17 protein-coding genes are annotated in these 18,860 nt (G+C 69.5%); 3 read left to right on the forward strand and 14 right to left on the reverse strand.

Going from position 1 to position 18,860, the window contains the following annotated elements:
- Positions 1-32: 32 nt before the first annotated feature.
- The 12 genes from ACX938_RS01700 to ACX938_RS01755 form a co-directional block, all read right to left on the reverse strand.
- Positions 33-683 carry an HAD-IA family hydrolase gene (locus tag ACX938_RS01700; protein ID WP_459429725.1) on the reverse strand — a complete coding sequence of 217 codons (651 nt, stop codon included), beginning with the start codon at positions 681-683 and terminating at the stop codon, positions 33-35.
- A gap of 54 nt (positions 684-737) precedes the next feature.
- The gene (locus ACX938_RS01705) at positions 738-1,703 is read right to left on the reverse strand and encodes a cupin domain-containing protein (RefSeq protein ID WP_459429726.1); all 966 of its coding nucleotides are present in this window, start codon (positions 1,701-1,703) and stop codon (positions 738-740) included.
- Positions 1,704-1,713: 10 nt separating this feature from the next.
- Positions 1,714-2,712 (reverse strand): nuclear transport factor 2 family protein, encoded by a 999-nt coding sequence (locus tag ACX938_RS01710; protein WP_459429894.1) that lies wholly within the window; start codon positions 2,710-2,712, stop codon positions 1,714-1,716.
- Positions 2,713-2,717: 5 nt separating this feature from the next.
- A complete protein-coding gene (locus ACX938_RS01715; protein ID WP_459429727.1) occupies positions 2,718-3,770 on the reverse strand; it encodes a LacI family DNA-binding transcriptional regulator in 1,053 nt (350 codons plus the stop codon).
- On the reverse strand, positions 3,767-4,525 hold the full coding sequence (locus ACX938_RS01720) for an SDR family NAD(P)-dependent oxidoreductase (protein WP_459429728.1): 759 nt from the start codon (positions 4,523-4,525) through the stop codon (positions 3,767-3,769). Before ACX938_RS01720 ends, ACX938_RS01715 begins: the two co-directional genes overlap by 4 nt.
- Positions 4,522-5,622: an ester cyclase gene (locus ACX938_RS01725; protein WP_459429729.1), complete on the reverse strand. Its 1,101-nt coding sequence runs from the start codon at positions 5,620-5,622 to the stop codon at positions 4,522-4,524. Before ACX938_RS01725 ends, ACX938_RS01720 begins: the two co-directional genes overlap by 4 nt.
- Positions 5,619-6,947 (reverse strand): histidinol dehydrogenase, encoded by a 1,329-nt coding sequence (gene hisD / locus ACX938_RS01730; RefSeq protein ID WP_459429730.1) that lies wholly within the window; start codon positions 6,945-6,947, stop codon positions 5,619-5,621. Before hisD ends, ACX938_RS01725 begins: the two co-directional genes overlap by 4 nt.
- Entirely contained in the window at positions 6,944-7,498 is a 555-nt protein-coding gene (locus tag ACX938_RS01735) for an ester cyclase (protein ID WP_459429731.1), read from the reverse strand. Before ACX938_RS01735 ends, hisD begins: the two co-directional genes overlap by 4 nt.
- 135 nt (positions 7,499-7,633) lie before the next feature.
- Entirely contained in the window at positions 7,634-8,788 is a 1,155-nt protein-coding gene (locus tag ACX938_RS01740) for a carbohydrate ABC transporter permease (RefSeq protein ID WP_459429732.1), read from the reverse strand.
- A complete protein-coding gene (locus ACX938_RS01745; RefSeq protein WP_459429733.1) occupies positions 8,788-9,810 on the reverse strand; it encodes a carbohydrate ABC transporter permease in 1,023 nt (340 codons plus the stop codon). Before ACX938_RS01745 ends, ACX938_RS01740 begins: the two co-directional genes overlap by 1 nt.
- A 127-nt stretch (positions 9,811-9,937) precedes the next feature.
- On the reverse strand, positions 9,938-11,161 hold the full coding sequence (locus tag ACX938_RS01750) for an ABC transporter substrate-binding protein (RefSeq protein WP_459429734.1): 1,224 nt from the start codon (positions 11,159-11,161) through the stop codon (positions 9,938-9,940).
- A gap of 191 nt (positions 11,162-11,352) precedes the next feature.
- Positions 11,353-12,408 carry an ABC transporter ATP-binding protein gene (locus ACX938_RS01755; RefSeq protein ID WP_459429735.1) on the reverse strand — a complete coding sequence of 352 codons (1,056 nt, stop codon included), beginning with the start codon at positions 12,406-12,408 and terminating at the stop codon, positions 11,353-11,355.
- 135 nt (positions 12,409-12,543) lie between these two features.
- Here ACX938_RS01755 and ACX938_RS01760 point away from each other — a divergent pair, with 135 nt between their 5' ends.
- Entirely contained in the window at positions 12,544-13,554 is a 1,011-nt protein-coding gene (locus ACX938_RS01760; protein WP_459429736.1) for an ester cyclase, read from the forward strand.
- Positions 13,555-13,757: 203 nt separating this feature from the next.
- Here ACX938_RS01760 and ACX938_RS01765 read toward each other — a convergent pair whose 3' ends face one another.
- Positions 13,758-15,566 (reverse strand): sensor histidine kinase, encoded by a 1,809-nt coding sequence (locus ACX938_RS01765; protein ID WP_459429737.1) that lies wholly within the window; start codon positions 15,564-15,566, stop codon positions 13,758-13,760.
- A 364-nt stretch (positions 15,567-15,930) separates the two neighbouring features.
- On the opposite strand from ACX938_RS01765, the gene ACX938_RS01770 reads away from it, so the two are divergent.
- The gene (locus ACX938_RS01770) at positions 15,931-16,608 is read left to right on the forward strand and encodes a GntR family transcriptional regulator (protein WP_459429738.1); all 678 of its coding nucleotides are present in this window, start codon (positions 15,931-15,933) and stop codon (positions 16,606-16,608) included.
- 146 nt (positions 16,609-16,754) lie between these two features.
- Here the strand turns inward: ACX938_RS01770 and ACX938_RS01775 are convergent, their stop codons facing one another.
- The gene (locus tag ACX938_RS01775) at positions 16,755-17,420 is read right to left on the reverse strand and encodes a cysteine hydrolase family protein (RefSeq protein WP_459429739.1); all 666 of its coding nucleotides are present in this window, start codon (positions 17,418-17,420) and stop codon (positions 16,755-16,757) included.
- Between the two features lie 106 nt (positions 17,421-17,526).
- Between ACX938_RS01775 and ACX938_RS01780 the strand changes: the two genes are divergently transcribed.
- Positions 17,527-18,828, forward strand: a complete 1,302-nt coding sequence (locus ACX938_RS01780) for a type I glutamate--ammonia ligase (protein WP_459429740.1) — start codon at positions 17,527-17,529, stop codon at positions 18,826-18,828.
- Positions 18,829-18,860 lie beyond the last annotated feature (32 nt).

An 18,860-nucleotide genomic window follows, 5' to 3' on the forward strand; every position in this document is an offset into this window, starting at 1 on the left:
CTTTCCGAGGCGCCCGTGAGCCCTGCCGGGCCTCAGGCCGCCATCATGTCTTGCGGCAGGGCGAGGTGCGAGACCAGCGCCGCCGCTCCTTCGAAATTGGCCGGGTCGTGGAAGGCCCCCGGGAAGGCGAGGCAGGCCAGCCCCGCCGCCCGCGCGGCCCGGAGGCCGCCGGGGTTGTCCTCGACCGCCACCGCCTCCTCGGGCGCGAGGCGCAGCGCGCCCAGCGCGTGGGCATAGGCCTCGGGGTCGGGCTTCGGGGCCACGGCGCTGTCGGTGTCCACGACCAGCGCGAAGCTGTCCCGCGAAAGCCCCGTCGCCGCCAGGAGCGCGTCGACATTGGCCGGCGCGGTGGTGGTCACGAGCGCCGTGACCCAGCCCGCCTCCCGGGCGGCCTCCAGCGTCTCGGCGACACCGGGGCGCAGCGCGACGCCCTGCTCCAGCCGCTCCTGGAAGAGCGCGCTCTTCCGGGCGTGCAGCGCGGCCGCGTCCACCGCCTCTTCGCGGGCCTCGGCATAGGCCGCGATCCTCTCGCGCCCGCCCGAGGTGGTCAGCATCTCGCGGTAGTCCTCCGCGCTCCAGTGCCAGTCCAGCCCGGCCTCCGCGAAGGCGGTGTTGAAGCTGTCGCGTTGCAGGTCCGAGGTTTCGGCGAGCGTGCCGATCGAGCCGAGGAACAGGCCGGGCATGGGCATAAGCCTCCGTCATGATGTGCGTTGCCCGGCGCGACATAGCGGTCCCCCTCAGCCCTTCCACGTCGGACCGGCGGGATCGCCGGTGCCGAGGATGTGGTAAAGTGCCGCCTCCCCGGTCATCGCGGGCACCGCGCTGTGGTCGATGTTCTCGGGCATGCTCATGGTGTCGCCCGGGGCCAGGACGGTGCTGCCGCCCTCCCAGTCGATGCGCCAATGGCCGAAGACCGGCATCAGCACCGAGGGCCGGTCGTGGCGGTGCGGGCTGTCGCTGGCCGAGGCGCGGGTCACGAGGTCGACCTCGAAGCCCGGCCGGTCGGGCAGGCAGCCGTCCTCGCCGATGACCTTGACCGGGCGGCCGTCGGCCATGGCGGCAAGGTCGAGGTAGCGCGCGACATGGCGCGGGATGACCTCGGCGGCATGGGGCTCGAGATAGGTCTCGAGCTGGGCATCGCTCAGAAGCGGCATGGGCGCCACGCCCTCGGGCAGGGCCTCGCCCTTCTTGGTGTCGTAGAGCTTGCCGTTCTCGCCCAGGACCAGCCCATGCGCCCGGGCGTCCTCGATCACCTGCGGCGCCCATTCCACGCCGCCGCCCGCGTCGTCGCCGCCGAGCACCGCCATGATCATCCCGTAGTCGGTGCCGACGTTCTGGAAGCCGCGGAAGATTCCGGTGGGGATGTTGAAGATGTCGCCCTCCTCGAGGATGACATGGCCGGCGTCGCCCCAGCGGCCCCAGAAGAACTTCCAGCGGCCCTTGAGGACGAAGAAGACCTCGGCGGTGTGATGCGAATGCAGGCTGTTGCGGCAATGCGGCGGCTGGCCCGCGGCGCCGATGTTGAAGCCATGCGGGATGTTGATGTGCACGTGCTGGTCGGCGCTTTCCGAGACGCCGCCGCCGATGATGGTGAAGTTCTCCTTCTGGTCCGAGCCCGGCGTATGGGCGTCGATGAAGGCGGTGCGGCAGGGCTTCAGCTCGCCGTAGCGCACGATCCGGGTCGACATCTCCTCGGGGGTCATCCTGGTCTCCTCAATCTTCTGCGGGGGCGGCAGCCTCCACATCGCCGGTGGCGAGGAGGATCTGCTTCCAGACCGCGGTTTCGTCGTAGAGCGTGAATTCGCGGCGCAGCCCCCAGGGGCCGAACTCGGCGTGGGAGATGCCCATGACATGCACCTCGGCCCCGGTCGGCGCGCCGAAGACGCCCCAGCCGTCGTGCTTGCCGGTGAGCGACCAGCGGATCGCGGCGCGGGGCGGCATCAGCGCGTCCTCGCGGCCGATGCGATGGTGGATCTCGAAGCGGGCCGAGGGGAAGGAGGCGCGCAGCCCGATCCAGAAGCGGTCGACCGCGCCGGTGCCGTGTTCCTCCACCCCGCCGGGGTAATGGGCCTGCACCGCGCGGTCGTATTCCGCCGGGATCGCGGCCAGGTCTGCGCCCATGATCCGGCTCAGGAGATCGGCGTAGCGCGCGCCCCAGGCGTTGTCGTTGCCGCTGCCCTTGTAGGGGCCCTCGACGTCATTGGCCGGGGTGCAGGGGCGCACGCAGGCCTCGGGCCCGCCCTCGCGGGCGATGAGGTCGCGGGCGTAGTCGCGCGGGCTCCAGCCGAGCTGGCGCACGATGGCGCCCTGGTCGCGGATCAGCCATTCGTCGTCGATGGCGTTGTCCTTGGCGTGGCAGTCGGCGAGGATCCGGTAGCGCAGCCTGGCGCCGGTCGCATTGCCGTAGACCCCGCGCCCGGTGTGGGTCGCATGGGACATGATCCGGTGCGAGGACAGCATCCCGGTCTCGGGCGTGCCCGACCAGATCACGTCCTCGCCCAGGAGCGTGCGGTCGGGAAACTCCGAGAGCGTCGCCATGGTCGCCGCGATCACGCCCTGGTTGCCCACCACCACCGAGGCCGGAGAGCGCACCACGATCTTCGGCGCGTAGTAGTCGTGCAGCGTGGCGATGCCGCGGTCTTCCCAGATCTCCTTGGTGATGCCGATGATGTAATCGGGGAAATCCCGAAACTTGGGGTCAAAGCCGTGCATCGCGCTCATGTCGTCCATCCTTGCGGTATCCGGGCCGAGCGGCGGACGACCAGCGGCGCCTCGATGGCCTCGCTGACCGGGGCCACGCCCGGGGTTTCGATCTGGTCGAGCAGCGTCGCCACGGTGCGCTCGACCATGAGGTTGGCGCGCTGCCGGGCGGTGGTCAGCGCATAGGCGGGCCAGGCCGCGGGCGGCACGTCGTCGAAGCCCACGACCGAGACGTCCTCGGGCACCGAGAGGCCGAGCTCGAAGCGCAGGACATCCATGACGGCAAAGGCCATGTGGTCGTTGGCCACGAAGACCGCGTCGGGGCGGCGGTCGCGCGCGGCGAACATCTTGCGGGCCGCGACGCGGGCGCGGTCGGCGTGGAAATCCCCCTGCCCGCGCGCGAAAAGCTGCGCCCCGCCCTCGGCCAGGCCCGCCATGAGGCCCGCCTCGCGGTCGCGCTGGGTCGAGGCGCCCTCCCAGCCCGCGATATAGCCGATGCGCTCGTGCCCGCCGGCCAGGAGGAACCGCGCGATCTCGCGCCCGCCGGAGAAATTGTCCGAGGTGATCGCCCCCACGCCGCTCATGTCCTGGGCCCGGTTGAAGAGCACCACCGGCACGCCCAGCGCCCGGCAGCGGGTGGCGAGGTTCGAGGACATGGCCACCGAGGCCGCGATGATGCCCGCCACCTGGTAGTCGAGGATCTCGTCGATCACGTCGTCGATGTTGCCGGCGGTCTGCGAAGCCATGAAAATGAGAACGTGGTAGCCCTCGGCCTGCAGCGCCTTGGAGAACTTCTCCAGCGCCTCGGGGTAGAAGTAGTTCTCGAGGTAGGCGACCACGAGGCCGATCATCCGGCTGCGCCCGGTGATCAGCGAGCGCGCCAGGACGTTCGGGCGGTAGCCCAGCGTCTCGGCCGCGGCGCGCACCTTCTTGGCGGTCTTCTCCGAGACCGAGGCGCCGGGCGTATAGACCCTGCTCACCGCCGAGCGGCTGACGCCCGCGGCCCGCGCCACGTCCTGGGCGGTGATCTTCTCGGGCTTCGGGCCCTCGGTGTCGCCGGGCGCGCTCATTCCGCGGTCCAGCCGCCGTCGACCATCTGCGCCGATCCGGTGACCAGCGCCGAGGCTTCCGAGGCGAGATAGAGCACCGCGCCCATCACGTCTTCCACCTGCCCCACCCGGCCAAGCTTGATCTTCTCTTCGAGCCAGGCGCGTTTCGCCGGATCGGCAAAGGTCGCCTCGGTCAGCGGCGTGCGCACGAAGGTCGGGCAAAGCGTGTTGATGCGGATGCCGAGCGGGCCCCATTCGATCGCCATGGCCTTCACCATGCCTTCGACGGCGTGTTTCGAGGCGCAGTAGACCGCCCGGTCGATGCCGCCGACATGGCCCATCTGGCTCGAGACATGCACGATCGAGCCGCCCTTGCCCGCGGCCTTCAGCGCCCGCGCGGCGCGCTGGGACAGGAAGTAGGCGGCGCGCAGGTTGACCTGCAGGACGGCGTCGAAATCCTCGGGCGTCGTGTCGAGCGCCGGGGCATGGCGGGCCATGCCGGCGGCATTGACCACCACGTCGAAGGGCGTCTCGAAAAGCGCGTCGAGCGCCGCGAGGTCGCCCACGTCACCGGCCCGGGCCTCGGCCTGCCAACCCTCGGCGCGCATGGCCTCGACCGCCTCGGTCAGGGGGCCTTCGCGGCGGGCGAGACAGGTGACATGCGCGCCCGCCTCGGCCAGCGCCACCGCGCAGCCGAGCCCGATGCCCGAGGAGGCGCCGGTGACCAGCGCGCGCTTGCCATCAAGGCGGAACGACGGGGTGCGGGGCAGCTTCATGCCGGACCTCCCGGAACCGCGATGCGGCCCAGGTTGCGGGCCTTGTTGAACTCGCGCAGCCGCGCGAAGACATCGACCCCGAGCTGCCGGTAGGCGTCCAGGAGGTCGACCAGCACCCAGTTTTCCCGGATCAGCCCATCCTCCAGCCGCCAGAAGTCGAGGCTGCGCATGGTGATCTTCCGCCCCGCGGGCGCGATGCCCATCCAGCCGTCGTGGGTCACGGTCTGGACCATGTTCGGCCAGCCGGTCACCGCCGCGTAATCGCCGTCACCGAAGAAGTGATAGGTGATCTCGTCGAGATACTGCCCGCGGTCCGGCATGCCGTTCAGGAAGGGGATCTGGTGCCAGTTGCGGAAGCCCGCGATGCCGCGCCCGGTGCCGATGCCAGAGGGGCCGTACCAGTTCATGCGCGGATGCCAGAAGCGCTCCATTTCCATGACCTCGGGACCGCCCTGGCTGGGGTGCTTCTTGAGGTGGTCGAGCATGTCGACGATGTGCTGGCGGGTGGCCTCGGACTTCGTGGCGTCATGCGGGCCGGGCACCAGCCCGTCCTGGGTCGCGGGCCCCGGCACGTGGAACTCGCGGCCGAGCGAGGGCGCCATGGGCCAGGCGCCGGCCTGCATCATCACCTCGGGGATGTCCCAGAGCGCCTGGAACTCCACCACCCGGCCCTCGGCGAAGCGGTAGAACTCGTGGAACCGCATGGTGACCTGGTGGCCGGTCGGCGGGATGTCGAGCCATGGGCCGGTGAAGACCCCGGTGTAATAGCCGCCGCAGCCGACCCAGTCGGCGCCGAACTCGTCGGATCCCGCCATGACGATGGTGTCGCGCCGCTCGAGGTCGGGCCAGGCGGCCAGGAGGTCGCGGAAGGCACTGTCGTAGAAGGCCTCGGAGCCGGTGCTGTCGCCGAAGGGATGGCAGAGCCGAAAGAGCGCATCCGGGGCGGCCAGATCGGCGAGCGCATGGCGCACCGCGCCTTCCTCGAAGTCATACATCGCCGCGCGCAGGGGCGCGATCAGCGCCTTGTGGCGGCTGTGGCGGTCGCGCTCCGCGGGTGCCCTTGCGGGCGCCGCGAGGGTTGGGTCCGAGGTGCTCATTCCGCGGCCTCTTTGGGCCGGGCGCCCGCGCCGTAGGGCACGTTGTCCCCGCCGTAGCGGCGCACGCGGATGTTGCATTGCTCGGCATGGCCCACGAAGCCCTCGAGCATGCAGAGCCGCGAGCCGACCCGGCCGATCTCGGCCGCCGCGGCGTCGCTGGTGACCTTCTGGTAGCTGTGGGTCTTGAGGAACTTGCCGACCCAGAGCCCGCCGGTGTAGCGGCCCGCCTTCTTGGTCGGCAGCGTGTGGTTGGTGCCGATCACCTTGTCGCCATTGGCGACATTGGTGCGCGGCCCGAGGAAGAGCGCCCCGTAGCTCGTCATGTGCTCGAGAAACCAGTCGTCGCGGTCGGTCATGACCTGCACGTGCTCGGAGGCAATCTCGTCGGCGACGGAGAGCATCTCGTCGTAGCTGTCGCAAAGGATGACCTCGCCGTAGTCCTCCCAGCTGACCCGGGCGGTGTCGGCGGTGGGCAGGATCTTCAACAGCCGGTCGATTTCCGAAAGCGTGCCCTCGGCGAGCTTGCGGGAATTGGTGACCAGCACCGCGGGCGAGTTGTAGCCGTGTTCGGCCTGGCCCAGGAGGTCGGTCGCGCAGAGCTCGGCGTCGACGGTTTCGTCGGCGATCACCATGGTCTCGGTCGGCCCGGCGAAGAGGTCGATGCCTACTCGCCCGAAAAGCTGGCGCTTGGCCTCGGCCACGAAGGCATTGCCGGGGCCAACCAGCATATGCACCGGGTCGATACTTTCGGTGCCGATCGCCATGGCGCCGACCGCCTGGATGCCGCCGAGCACGTAGATCTCATGCGCGCCGCCGAAATGCATGGCGGCGATGACCCCGGGGTTGGGCGCGCCCTGCCAGGGCGGGGTCGCGGCGACGATGCGCGGCACGCCCGCGACCGAAGCCGTGGCCACCGACATATGCGCCGAGGCGACCATCGGGAACTTGCCGCCGGGCACGTAGCAGCCGACGGATTGGACGGGGATGTTCTTGTGGCCGAGGATCACGCCCGGCATCGGCTCGACCTCGACGTCGGTCATCGAGGCGCGCTGCGCCTCGGCGAAGGCGCGCACCTGCTCCTGGGCGAAGCGGATGTCGGCCAGCTCCTGGGCGGAGAGCTGCGCGATCGAACGCTCAATCTCCTCCTCGGTCAGCCGGAAGCTCGCGGGGCTGTAGTTGTCGAACTTCTCGCTCAGCGCGCGCACCGCGGCGTCGCCCCGGGCCTCGATGTCGGCAAGCGTCGCCTCGACGATGGCGCGGGTCTTGGCGTCGTCCTCGCCGCGCGCCGCCTCGGACTTGCCACGCTTCAGATAATCAACACTCATCGGGTCTCTCCTTGGCTGTCGGATGGGGCGGGACGGGGCGGCACCCTCTCGCCGCGGTCGAAGGCCTCCCAGCCCTCGCCGGAAAAGACGTCATGGCCGAGCTGCGCCAGCACATGCGGGAAATCGACCATCACCCAGTTGTCGGTGATCCGGCCGTCCTCGACCTTCCAGAAGTCCATGTAGCGGATCTCGACCCGGCGGCCGGTGGCGGCGATGCCCATGAAGGGCCCGGCATGGGTGGCCTCCTGCCGCCCGAAGGCCGCGGCCCATTCGCCCATGAAGAGCCGCGCCTCGTCGATGCAGACCTTGTCCGAGAAGGCCGCCTGGAAGGGCCGCTGCCAGTTCTCCTGGAACTCCCGCAGCCCGGTCTTGGTGCCGCAGCCATAATTGCCCATCCAGCGGAAGCTCTCGGCGAAGAAGGCGCCGATGTCGTCGATGCGGTGGTCGTTGAGCCCGTCCACCATGCCTTCGATCACGCGGCGGGTGTCCTCGGTCTTGCTTAGGTCGGTGTCGCGGCTCAGCGCGGCCTGTTCGGGTCGGGAACCTTTCATGGCCCGGTCTCTCCTGTCTCTGGGTCTGTCTTGCGGCGGTCTGCGGCTGGGCTCAGCCGCCCCCGTCGGGACAGTCCCGCGGCATCCGGTTCAGCGCCGGGTGCCGGGCGATCTTGGCGTGGCGGGCCTGGCGGCTCATCCCTTCACCGCCCCCGCGGTCAGACCCGAGACGATCTGGCGCTGGAACACCATGACCAGCACGAAGAGCGGCGCGGTGATCGAGACCGCCGCGGCGATGGCCTCGACCTGGTCGGTCGTCGTCGTCTCGCGGTTGAAGTAGCTGGCGATGGCCGGGACCATGGTCTGGTTCTGCGCGTCCAGAAGCAGCGAGGTCACCAGGAAGTCGTTGTAGCCCAACAGGAAACTGAAGAGGCCGGTGGTGATCACCCCGGGCCACATCACCGGCATGATGACCTGCCGGAAGGCCTGGAAATGGGTGCAGCCGTCGACCCGCGCCGCCTCGTCGAGCTCGGTCGGGATGTTCTGGAAGAAGGAGCGCAGCATCCAGATGGTGAAGGGCTGGTTGATCGCCACCAGCACCGCGATCACCGCGTAGGGCTGGCCGTAGAGCGTGGGCGCGGCCTCGCCGAAGATCGGCGCCAGCCAGTCGCGCGAGTTGATGAAGACCGGCAGGTAGCCCGCGACCAGCACCGAATGCGGCAGCGCCCGGAAGATCAGCGCCGCGATCAGCAGCCAGAAGGCCAGGTTCGAGGGCGAGCGCGCCAGCGCGTAGCCCGCCAGCGTCCCCACGGTCAGCGAGATCGTCACCACCCCCGCCGTCACGATCAGCGAGTTGATGAAGTTGCGGTAGAAGGCGTTCTCGACCCAGACCGCGTAGTAGTGATCGAAGGTCGCCCCGATCACCGGCGCGCCGAGCGGCCCCAGTGCCGCGTCGAGCGGGCCGAGAACCGTGGGCAGGAGCCAGAAGACCACCGCGCCGAAGAGGACCGCGTAGCCGAGCCCTCCCAGGAGCCAGCCCAGCGCCAGAAGGCCCGCGGGCGTCCGGCGGCGCACCAGCCCCGGCAGGCCGGTGAAGGCCCAGCGGATCAGCAGCAGGATCACCGCGCCGCCCAGCACCAGGTCGATCACCGAAAGGCCCGCGCCGCCCGCCCGGGTGGCAGGGCCGGTCAGCACCTCGGAGAAGCTGCCCGAGAAGGCGTCGACCGGGGATTTCACGCTCATGATCGCGATCCAGGCGATCGGGAAGATCGCCAGCAGGCACCAGAAGGCGAGGAATCCCGCCGAGGCCAGGCGCAGCGGCAGCGGTTGGCGAAGCGTCTTGGCGGTCATCAGCGGAACCCCTTGTGTTCACGCCAGGCCCGGCGGACCGGCGCGATGAGCAGGATCACGACCCCGATCATGGTCAGCATCGCCGAGGCCGAGGCGCGGCTGATCGCGCGGTTGCCGGCATCGTCGGGCTGGAGCAGGTCGTAGGTCAGCCATTGCAGCGAGATGACGTGGCTCTGGCTGGAGAAGCCGACGATCTCCTCGAAGGCGCGGTAGGCGTCCATCAGGTGGATCAGCGCCACGAAGGTGATCAGCGGCCCGAGGTGCGGGATCACCACGAAGCGCAGACGCTGCCAGCGGCTCGCCCCGTCGACGATGGCCGACTCCAGCGTGTCCTGATTCACCGTCTGCAGGCCCGCGTAGAAGATCACGAAGGCGAAGGGCGCCACGTGCCAGACCCGGTAGAAGAGCATCATCAGCTCGATCGTCCAACCCTGGGCGAACATCGCGATGTCGCGCGCCAGCATGTTCTCGAGGAAGGCCGTCAGGATGCCGTCGCCGATAAAAAGCCAGCGGATCGACAGGACGCCGATCACCGGGGTGATGATGAAGGGCAGAAGCGAGATGAAGATCACCGGCCCGCGCAGCGATTTGACGGCGTTGTTCACCGCCAGCGCGATGGCCAGCCCCGCGACGATCACGATCGGCAGGGTGATCAGCGTGAACATCAGCGTGAAGCGCAGCGCCGACCAGAAGTCGATGTTGAGGATCTGCCCGATCCGCCCCGACGAGAGCGCCTCGCCCACGCGGTCGAGCTGCAGCATGTTGCGGTAGCTCTCGAGCCCGACGTAGCGGGTCTGGGTCTGCACCTCGCCCGCCGCGTCCAGGACCGGCCGGCTTTTCGTCTCGGTGGTGCAGATCGCGGTCGGGAAGCTTGGCGTGCAGGTCTCGACCTCGACGCGCTCGAAGACCGGCTGGGTGACGTAGAAGCTCTGCGCGAAGACCGACACCAGGGGTGCTGCGATGAAGATCAGCATCATCAGGAGCGAGGGCGCGACGAACGCGGCGAAAACCCGGGGCTTCATGCGCTTTCTCCTTGGCTGGCGCGCACGGGGCTTGGCCGGTCGCGCGGGGAACGGGGGCGTCGGTAAGGGCGGTGGGACCGGCCCCAGGCGGGGGAGAGACCGCCGGGGCCGGACCCGTGGTGCGGGGTCAGCCCTGGATCAGGCCGGCCTCGCGGGCGCTGGTGATGTAGTCGGCCTCGATGTCCGCGAGCGTCTGCTCGGCGTCCTTGTCGCCGGTCAGATAGGCCGAGACGTTGTTGCCGATGGCGGTGTGCATCAGCCCCATCGCCGTGGTCGAGGGATAGGCCGTGGCGCCGGGCTGCGACTGCAGCGTGGCGATGGCGCCCTGCGCGAGCCGGGTCGGCTCGTAGCCCTGCACCAGCCAGATCGCGGCGTCATTGGCGCCCTGCACCATCTCGCTGTCGATGCCCTCCATGGCGACGCGGAAGGCCGCCTCGGCTTCCTCGTCCGAGATGTTCTTGGCGACCACGACGCCGTCCCACCAGATCGTGGTGGCCGGCGGGCCGTCGGCGGTGGCGCGCGGCGCGGCGGCGCTTTCCACCAGACCCACGACCGAGGATTCCTCTTCGTTGTCCATGGCGCCCGCGCGGCTGGCCCAGAGGTTCGCCATGGCGATCTTGCCCTGCTGGAACTGCTGCTGCACGTAGGTCGAGTCGGAGACGAGATACTCGGGGTCCATGTAGTCGGTCATGGCCTTCATCATCTCGAGCGCGTTCACCCCGGCCTCGGTGTTGATGGTCGGCATGTTGTCGGCGTCGGTGAAGCTGCCGCCGAAACCCAGGAACATGTTGTTGAAGTCCTGCGCGAGGTTCCAGCCCGACTTCATCGTGGCGCCGAGCGGGTAGTCGACGACCTCCGCGGCCTCGATGGCCTCGGCGGCGGCGAGCACCTCTTCCCAGGTCTCGGGCACCTCGAGGCCCAAGTCCTCGAAGATGTCGGCGCGATACATCAGGTGCTGGGTGTTCACCATCATGCCCACGGCCATGATCTGGCCGTCGATGCGGATCAGCTGGTTGTCGTTGAGGTTCTGGCCGTATTCCGCGACCAGATCGTCGAGCGGCCGGATCAGGCCCTCGTTGATCAGGGGCGTGATGGTGCCGTTCGACACCCCGCCCAAAGCATAGAGCGAGGGGTTGGCCGAGAAGGCCTCGGGCTGCTTGGTGCGGAACTCCTGGTCCAGCTCGGCGCTGAAGTTGCCGCATTCGGCCATGGCGTCGCTGACCGCCTTCCAGGCCTCGAAGCCCGCCGACAGCATGCTGACGGGGGTGTCGTTCTCGAAGGCGCAGTCGGCGCTGGCGGTTGTCGCCAGGAGGCTGGCCACACCGGCCAGCAGGATCGATCTGTAGGTCATCTCATGTCTCCCAGTTGTCGTTGCCACGCGGCGCCCGCCGCGGGGGATACCGGCCATGCGGGGCCGATCTCGGGTCCGCCCGCTGCCGGGACGGTCACAGGACGGGGCGCCGGTGCCGGGGCCGGGCGCGCGGCTTGCGCAGGTCGTGTCGCCGTCATCGCCCCTCCTCCCCTCGGGGCGCCGCCCTTCCGCTAGGAGGCCAGGCGCGCGCCGGTGCCGGATTGAAACAGATGCACCGCCTGGGGCGGCACGTGGAAGGCCATGTCCTCGCCGATCCGGGCGCGGACCTCCTTGGAGGCCTTGACCGAGACCAGCGCGCCGCCGGCCTTGACCGAGAGCATGGTGGCATCGCCCAGAAGTTCCTCGGTGTAGAGCGGCGCGCGGATCGCCGCCGCCTCGCCCGCCTCGGCCAGCCGCGCGTCCTCGGCGCGGAAGCCCAGGGTCAGCGGCCCGTCGGGCACCGAGAGCCCCTCGACGCGGACGTTGTCGCCCTCGAAGATGCCGCCGGTGACATGGCCTTCGAGCAGGTTCATGCCGGGCGAGCCGATGAAGCCCGCGACGAAGGCATTGGCGGGGTTGTCGTAGATCTCGGTGGGGGTGCCCACCTGCTGGACCACGCCCTGTTTCATCACCACTACCCGGTCGGCGAGCGTCATCGCCTCGATCTGGTCGTGGGTGACGTAGATCGTCGTCACCTTCAGCTCGTGGGAAAGGTTCTTGATCTGCGCCCGGGTCGAGACGCGAAGCTTGGCGTCGAGGTTCGACAGCGGCTCGTCCATGAGAAAGACGTTGGGCTCGCGCACGATGGCGCGGGCGAGCGCCACGCGCTGGCGCTGGCCGCCCGAAAGCTCGGCCGGCTTGCGGTGCAGGAACTCCTCGAGCTCGACCATGCGCGCGGCGCGCATCACCCGCTCCTCGTGCACCGCCTCGTCGATCTTCCGTACCCGGAGCGGGAAGCGGATGTTCTCGTAGACGTTGAGATGCGGGTAGAGGCCATAGGACTGGAACACCATGGCCACGTCGCGGTCCTTGGGGTCGAGGTCGTTGACCACCTTGCCGCCGATGGTGATCTCGCCCTCGGTGGCATCCTCGAGCCCGGCGATCATCCGCATCGTGGTGGTCTTGCCGCAGCCCGAGGGCCCGAGCAGCACCAGGAACTCCTGGTCGGCGATGGTCAGATCGAAGCGATCCACGCCGATGAAGGTGCCCCAACGCTTGGACAGGTTCCTGAGCTCGATCTCGGCCATGGTCTTCCCCTTCAGGAGCGCGGCGCCGGCAGCGTTTTGCACTCGATTGCAAACACGCTAGACAGAAGCGCCGCCCCATGGCAAGTCTTTTTTGCAATCGTGTGCAAAACAATCGAGCGAAGCGAGGACGAGACGATGGAAACACCCCTGGACGCCGCCGCACTGCGCGAGGCGCTGGCGGCGCTGATCGCGGGCCCCGAGGCCGAGATCGAGACCCGGGCCAAGGCCTGCCTGGCCGAGGAGTGCCGCTTCCACCTCTCCGCGCCGCTGGAACTGCTCGAGGGCCGCGACGCGGTGATCGCGGGCTTCATCCGCCCTCTGCGCGCCGCGCTCGCCGGGGCCTACCGGCGCGACGAGATCTTCATCTCCGGGGCCAACCGCCGCGAGACCGGCGGCGACTGGCTCGCGAGCGTCACCCACTACGTGGGCGATTTCACCGGCACCTTCGCCGGGCTCGCGCCCTCGGGCCACCTGGCCTTCCTGCGCGCGGGCGAGTTCTACCGCGTCGAGGGAGGCCGGATCACCGAGGCGCGGATCATCCTCGACCTGCCCGACCTCATGCGCCAGGCGGGCCGCTTCCCCCTGCCCCGGATGCTCGGCACCGAGATGCTCTTTCCCGGCCCCGCCACCCATGACGGCGTCCTGCCCGAGGCGGGCGACGGCGCGGCGAGCCTCGACGTGGTCGAGCGGATGCTCTCGGACCTGCACGCCTTCGACCCCGCCACCTTCGAGAGCGCCGACCAGACCGGGGCGACCGGCGCCTGGGCCGAACACATGATGTGGTACGGGCCGGGCGGGATCGGCTCGAACTACCGCTGGGGTGGCTTCGTGCGCGATCACCGCAGCGCCTTTTTGACCGCCTTCCCCGACCGCAAGGGCGGCAATCACTACTGCCGGATCGGGAACGGCAATTACGCCGCGGTCTCGGGCTGGCCCTCGATGACCATGACGCACCAGGGCGACTACCTGGGCGTGCCCGCGAGCGGCAAGGCGCTGACCCTGCGGGTGATGGATTTCTACCGCGTGGCCGAGGGCCGGATCGCCGAGAACTGGGTGCTGCTGGATTACACAGAGCTTTTTGCGCAGATGGGCGTCGACCTGATCGCCCGCTCGAACGCCATGGCCCCGCGCGACGCGGCGGGGTGAGGGGGCTTAGGCGATGCCATGGAAGGCGGGGCGTTTTAAGCCCTGCCCGGCATGGCAGAAAGCGTGGCTCTCCCCAGCCTTATTCGGTGGGATGACTTGGTGTCCGGGCATCCCGTCCGCGCCGCTCGGCGACATGAACGGGCGGACCTATCCCTTGACCGATGAGAGCGAAAAAGGCGTGCCCCACCCGGGGCCCGCCGCGCCTAGCCCGCCATCATCTCCACATCCGGCGAGGCCTCGGCCAGGAGGTCGAACTCGACGTGGAACACCGTCCCCTGCCCGACCGTGCTGTCGTAGAAGATCACCCCGGACATCTGCTCGACGAGCTGCTTGGAGATATGCAGCCCCAGGCCCGAGCCCTCGGCGCTGCGGGTCTTGGTGCCGTCGACCTGGGCGAAGCGCCCGAAGACCCGGTCCTCGGCGCCCTCGGGGATGCCGCGCCCGCTGTCCTTGATCGAAAGCCGCGCGCGGCCGCCTTCGAGCCCCAGGAAACCCTCGACCACCGCCCCGGGCGAGGAAAACTTGATGGCGTTGGAGATCAGGTTGTCGACCACCTGCCGCAGGCGGAACTCGTCACCCAGGATCACCGGCGCGGGCCCGCCCTGGCGCGCCTCGAGCCGCACCTTGCGCTCCTCGGCGAACATCTGGTTCTCGCCGATGCTGCCTTCGAGCAGCGCCGCGAGGTCCACCGGCGTGCGGTCGAGGACCAGCGCCTCGAGCTCGATCTTCTGGGCCAGCAGGATGTTGTCGATCAGCCGCGAGAGCCGCTCGCCGTTGCGCCGTGCGATGTCGAGCGAGCTTTGCATCGGCTGGGTCAGCTCGCCCAGCCGCCCGCTCTGGACCAGCGCCAGCCCGCCCTTGAGCGAGGTCAGCGGCGTGCGCAGCTCGTGGCTGATGACCGAGATGAACTCGTCCTTGGCGCGGTTGGCCTCGGCGGCCTGGCGCAGGGCCAGCTCCAGCGCCTCGGTGGTCTTGATGCGCTCGGTGATGTCGACCAGCGTGACGCTCCAGCCGAGCTTGCGTCGGGTCGGATTGAGAGGGTCGGAGACCTCGGAGACGCGCGGCTCGTAGATGCGCTCGCCGACGACGATCTGCGGCTCTGCCTCGCGCTCGGCCCGGCCCAGGTCACCGAGGAAGCGCGCCACGCCGCGCGGCAGGACCGCCTCGCCCGGGGCCGCGCCATGACCGAAGAGCACCCGCCGCGCGGCGGCGTTGCGCAGCACCACGCGGTGCCGCCGGTCGACCACCACCACCGGCTCGGTGGTGGCATCGAACAGGATCTGCCGCCCGATCGTCGCCATGTCCATGGTCTTGCTCTTGGCCAGGATCGAGGAGAAGGCGACCACCCCGAAGGTGAACATGAAGGACGTCGGGTCGAGCCCGAAGAAGGTCACGTCCCAGAAGACATAGGCCGCATTGGCCGAGAGCGGCGCGATGGTGATCAGGACCAGCGTCGCCAGAAGCGGCCAGACGTGGCGCTCGGCCCGGGTGAAGGCCCGCCCGAGGCAGATCAGCGCCGCCATGACGAAGGGATAGACCGCCGCCACCACCGCATAGAAGAACGGCCCGTGCACATAGCTGATCCGGCCCGCGCCCGGCGCCATGGCGGTGCCCGGCCCGTAGAGAAGCCCGTGCCAGGGGTTGGTCAGCGCCACGACGCCGACGAGGGCCGAGAAGAGCGCCACGCCCAGATGCACGCTCCGGCGGTGCACCCAGGCGGCGTCGTCGACATAGGCGAAGACGAACATGCACCAGGCCAAGGGCAGCATGGCGATGGCCGGCCAGGAGAGGGTCGAGAAGGCCAGCTTGCAGGCCGCCCCCGGGGTCGCGGCCTCGAGCCCGACCATGGCGAGCCACCAGAGCATGTTGACGTTGGTGACGATGAAGTAGCGCTTGCCCTCGAAGCGCTGGAAGGCGGCCATCCAGACAAGCATGACCAGGGCCACGACCCAGACAAGGGCGACCCCCAGGAACACGAGGTCCACGTTCAGTCCCGACAGGCAACTCGTCATGGGATATCGACAATCCGTTTCACAAAAGGGCTTTTGTCAAACCTTCCGGAACAAAACAAAAAACATATGTCCGAATTTGGGCGTTTTTCGGAAATCGCTTCCAAAGGGCGGCTCCGGGGTCACGGGTTTCAACCCTGTGGGGCAGTCGCACCCGGTCCTGCGCGCTTGGCGCGTGGGGTGGGTTGGGGCCTGTCCCGCCGTGGTCGCCCCCCTGCCCTGCGTCCCACCGCGACACCGCCCGCTCCGCCCGCAGCGGGTCCGCGTCACACGCATACCGGGTCGCGAAACATGCAACACAGCGGGTGGTAGATATATCCTCCGCGAGGATTTATGGATCCGGCGCAAGACGAAAGGACGGTTTTCCATGGCAGCCAGATCGAACACCACGCGGATCCGCGAGGCCCTGGAACGCGCCATCGTCGACGGCCGCTTCGCCCCGGGCAGCAGGCTCGACCCGGTGGCGCTGGCCGCCGAGTTCCGCTGTTCCCGCACCCCGATCCGCGAGGCGCTGCAACAGCTCGAGACCACCGGGCTCGTGCGCGTGCACGCCAAGCGCGGCAGCTTCGTGGCGGAATGGTCGCTGGAAGAGCTGACCGAGCGCTTCGAGATGATGGCCGAGATGGAGGCGACCTGCGCGGGGCTCGCCGCACGGCGGATCACCGAGACCGAGCTGGCCGATCTCGAGGCCCGGCACATGGCCTGCGGCGACCGCGTGGAGGCGGGCGAACACGAGGCCTATTACGCCGAGAACACCGCCTTCCACGACTGCATCTACCGCGCCACGCACAACAGCTTTATGGCCCGCGAGGCGCAGCGGCTGCACGCCATGCTGCAGCCCTACCGGCGGATGCAGCTCAGGCTGCGCAACCGGGTGGCGCGCTCCTTCGCCGAACATGGCGCGGTGCTCGAGGCGATCCGCCGGGGCGACGACCGCGCCGCCGCCGATGCCATGCGCCGCCACGTGATCATCCAGGGCGACCGCTTCCACGACCTCCTGGCGGTGCTGCGCAGCGAGGCGCCGGTCGCGGCGCAATCGGCCTGAGGGCGGGCTTCTGAAGGCGGGTGAGGCAGCGGCGAGACGGGGTGAGGCGCGCCCTTAGAGCAGGCACGCCGTGGCGAGCTAGGCGCACACCTACATCTCGGCGGCCCTATTTGCGCTCAGGCCCTAGGCGCGCCGCACCCCCGCCCTCACCCCGCGCGCGCCTCCAGCTCCGCCAGAAGCGCCGCGGTCGTCACCTGCCGGCAATAGCCCTTGATCGCGGACAGCGAGGCCGCCTGCCGCGCCTCGGTATAGGTCGCGCAGGCGTCGGTCACCTGGGTCACCAGGTAGTTCAGATCGCAGGCGTCGCGGATCGCGCTTTCCACGCATTGATCCGTCAGCACCCCCGAGACGATGAGCTGCGCCACCCCGAGGTTGCGCAGCACGTAGTCGATATGGGTCGAGACGAAGACCGAAGAGGAGGACTTCGGCAGCCAGATCTCGTCCGGCCCCGGGGCGATCTCCTCGATCACCCGCCCGTCGAAAGAGCCCTTGGGCACGTTGAAGCCGGTGATCTTGTAGTCGAGCGAGCGGTCGCGCCCGTCGCGGGTCAGGCTTTCGATCGTGGTGTAGAGGACCTCGATCCCCGCCGCCCGCGCCCCGGCCTGCAGCGCCTGCATGTTGGGCAGGACCTCGCGGCGGAACCTCTCGATGAAGGGCATGTGCCGGGTCGCGCGCTCCTCGGCGTCGGCCTCCTGCACCTCGCCGCCCTCGGGGTGCAGGCAATAGTTCTGCACGTCGACGAAGAGCAGCGCGGCGCGCGCGGGCTCGATCGGGATCTCGCGGCTCTCGGTCGACAGGAAGGGGCTGGGCATGGGCGCTCCTCGCGGCACTCCGGGCCAAACCCCCGGAAAATCATTGCGTATTTCGGACATTTGTTCAGAAATGACGAAAGGAGACAAGCGGCGATCAGGAGAGACCATGCCCCTGCCCATCCATATGGCCGGCCTGTCCGACCTGGCCGGACAGCTGCGCGGCAAGGGCTTCGCGGCCGCCGATCTCGAGGCGCGCTGCCGCTCGGGCGTCGGCTGGACGCCGACCAACGCGCAGATCACCTGTTTCGACGGCATCGCGCCCTCGCCCTATGGCTCGACCGGCGACATGCTGCTGCGCCCGGACCCCAAGCGCAGCTTCACCGCCCCGATGCCCGCGGGCCCCGACCTGCGGCTCACGCTGGGCCATGTCACGGCACGCGACGGCAGCCCCTGGATGGCCTGCCTCAGCCAGCACCTCTCGGACGCGCTGGCGCGCTTCGAGGCGGCGAGCGGCCTGCATGTCATGGCCAGCTTCGAGCACGAGTTCATCCTGCCCGACCACGCCGGCGACAGCGGCTTTTCCCTCGCCGGGTTCCACCGCGCGCAGGGCGCGCTCGAGGACATGCTCTGGGCGCTGCATGGCGCCGGGCTGCGGCCGGATTCGCTCTTGCGGGAATACGGGCCCGGCCAGTTCGAGGTGACCCTGCCGCCGCAGCCCGCCCTGCGCGCCGCCGACGAGGCCATCGCTCTGCGCGAGATCATCCGCGCCGTGGCCCGCGCCCGCGGCGAGACCGCCAGCTTCACGCCCTGCCCGGACCCGGAGACGGTGGGCAACGGCGTGCATATCCACCTGAGCTTCTGGGATGCCGAGGGCCATCCCGCGACCTTCGACCCCGAGGGCCCCTGCGAGCTGAGCCGCATCGCCGGACAGGCCGCCGCCGGGATCGTCGCGCATATGCCCGCGATCTGCGCCCTGACCGCGCCCTCGGTGCCAAGCTACACGCGCCTCCAGCCCCACCGCTGGAGCGCCTCTTTCGCCAATCTCGCCGTGCAGGACCGCGAGGCGGGGCTGCGCATCTGCCCGACCTCCAGCGATGCGCCGGACAAGCGTGCCCGGCAGTTCAACTACGAATACCGCGCCACTGACGCCGCCGCCTCGCCCTGGCTGGCGCTCTCGGCGCTGGTCCATGCCGCCGCCGCGGGCGTCGAGGCCGGGCTGCCCTGCCCGGAGCCGACCGAGGGCGACCTCTCGGAGATGTCGCCCGAGGCGCTGGCCGAGCTGGGCATCCGCCCCTTGCCCCGCAGCCTGCCCGAGGCGCTCGATCTTCTCGAGACCGCGCCCGAGGTGGCGGGCTGGTATCCCGAGGGCTTCATCGCGCTTTACCTCGACCACAAGCGCTTCGAGGCGGGCGAGGTCGCCGACCTGCCCGAGGCGGAGATGCTGAAACGCTATGCAGCGGCTTATTGAGCCGCCCTGCGGCGCGTCTCCATGCTTGAATT

It is taken from the genome of Roseivivax sp., from assembly GCF_054552075.1.

Coding starts and splice junctions, on each gene's coding strand:
- ACX938_RS01700 (WP_459429725.1), bottom strand. CDS start 683: ATGCCCGGCCTGTTCCTCGGCTCGATCGGCACGCTCGCCGAAACCTCG.
- ACX938_RS01705 (WP_459429726.1), bottom strand. CDS start 1,703: ATGACCCCCGAGGAGATGTCGACCCGGATCGTGCGCTACGGCGAGCTG.
- ACX938_RS01710 (WP_459429894.1), bottom strand. CDS start 2,712: ATGCACGGCTTTGACCCCAAGTTTCGGGATTTCCCCGATTACATCATC.
- ACX938_RS01715 (WP_459429727.1), bottom strand. CDS start 3,770: ATGAGCGCGCCCGGCGACACCGAGGGCCCGAAGCCCGAGAAGATCACC.
- ACX938_RS01720 (WP_459429728.1), bottom strand. CDS start 4,525: ATGAAGCTGCCCCGCACCCCGTCGTTCCGCCTTGATGGCAAGCGCGCG.
- ACX938_RS01725 (WP_459429729.1), bottom strand. CDS start 5,622: ATGAGCACCTCGGACCCAACCCTCGCGGCGCCCGCAAGGGCACCCGCG.
- hisD (WP_459429730.1), bottom strand. CDS start 6,947: ATGAGTGTTGATTATCTGAAGCGTGGCAAGTCCGAGGCGGCGCGCGGC.
- ACX938_RS01735 (WP_459429731.1), bottom strand. CDS start 7,498: ATGAAAGGTTCCCGACCCGAACAGGCCGCGCTGAGCCGCGACACCGAC.
- ACX938_RS01740 (WP_459429732.1), bottom strand. CDS start 8,788: ATGACCGCCAAGACGCTTCGCCAACCGCTGCCGCTGCGCCTGGCCTCG.
- ACX938_RS01745 (WP_459429733.1), bottom strand. CDS start 9,810: ATGAAGCCCCGGGTTTTCGCCGCGTTCGTCGCGCCCTCGCTCCTGATG.
- ACX938_RS01750 (WP_459429734.1), bottom strand. CDS start 11,161: ATGACCTACAGATCGATCCTGCTGGCCGGTGTGGCCAGCCTCCTGGCG.
- ACX938_RS01755 (WP_459429735.1), bottom strand. CDS start 12,408: ATGGCCGAGATCGAGCTCAGGAACCTGTCCAAGCGTTGGGGCACCTTC.
- ACX938_RS01760 (WP_459429736.1), top strand. CDS start 12,544: ATGGAAACACCCCTGGACGCCGCCGCACTGCGCGAGGCGCTGGCGGCG.
- ACX938_RS01765 (WP_459429737.1), bottom strand. CDS start 15,566: ATGACGAGTTGCCTGTCGGGACTGAACGTGGACCTCGTGTTCCTGGGG.
- ACX938_RS01770 (WP_459429738.1), top strand. CDS start 15,931: ATGGCAGCCAGATCGAACACCACGCGGATCCGCGAGGCCCTGGAACGC.
- ACX938_RS01775 (WP_459429739.1), bottom strand. CDS start 17,420: ATGCCCAGCCCCTTCCTGTCGACCGAGAGCCGCGAGATCCCGATCGAG.
- ACX938_RS01780 (WP_459429740.1), top strand. CDS start 17,527: ATGCCCCTGCCCATCCATATGGCCGGCCTGTCCGACCTGGCCGGACAG.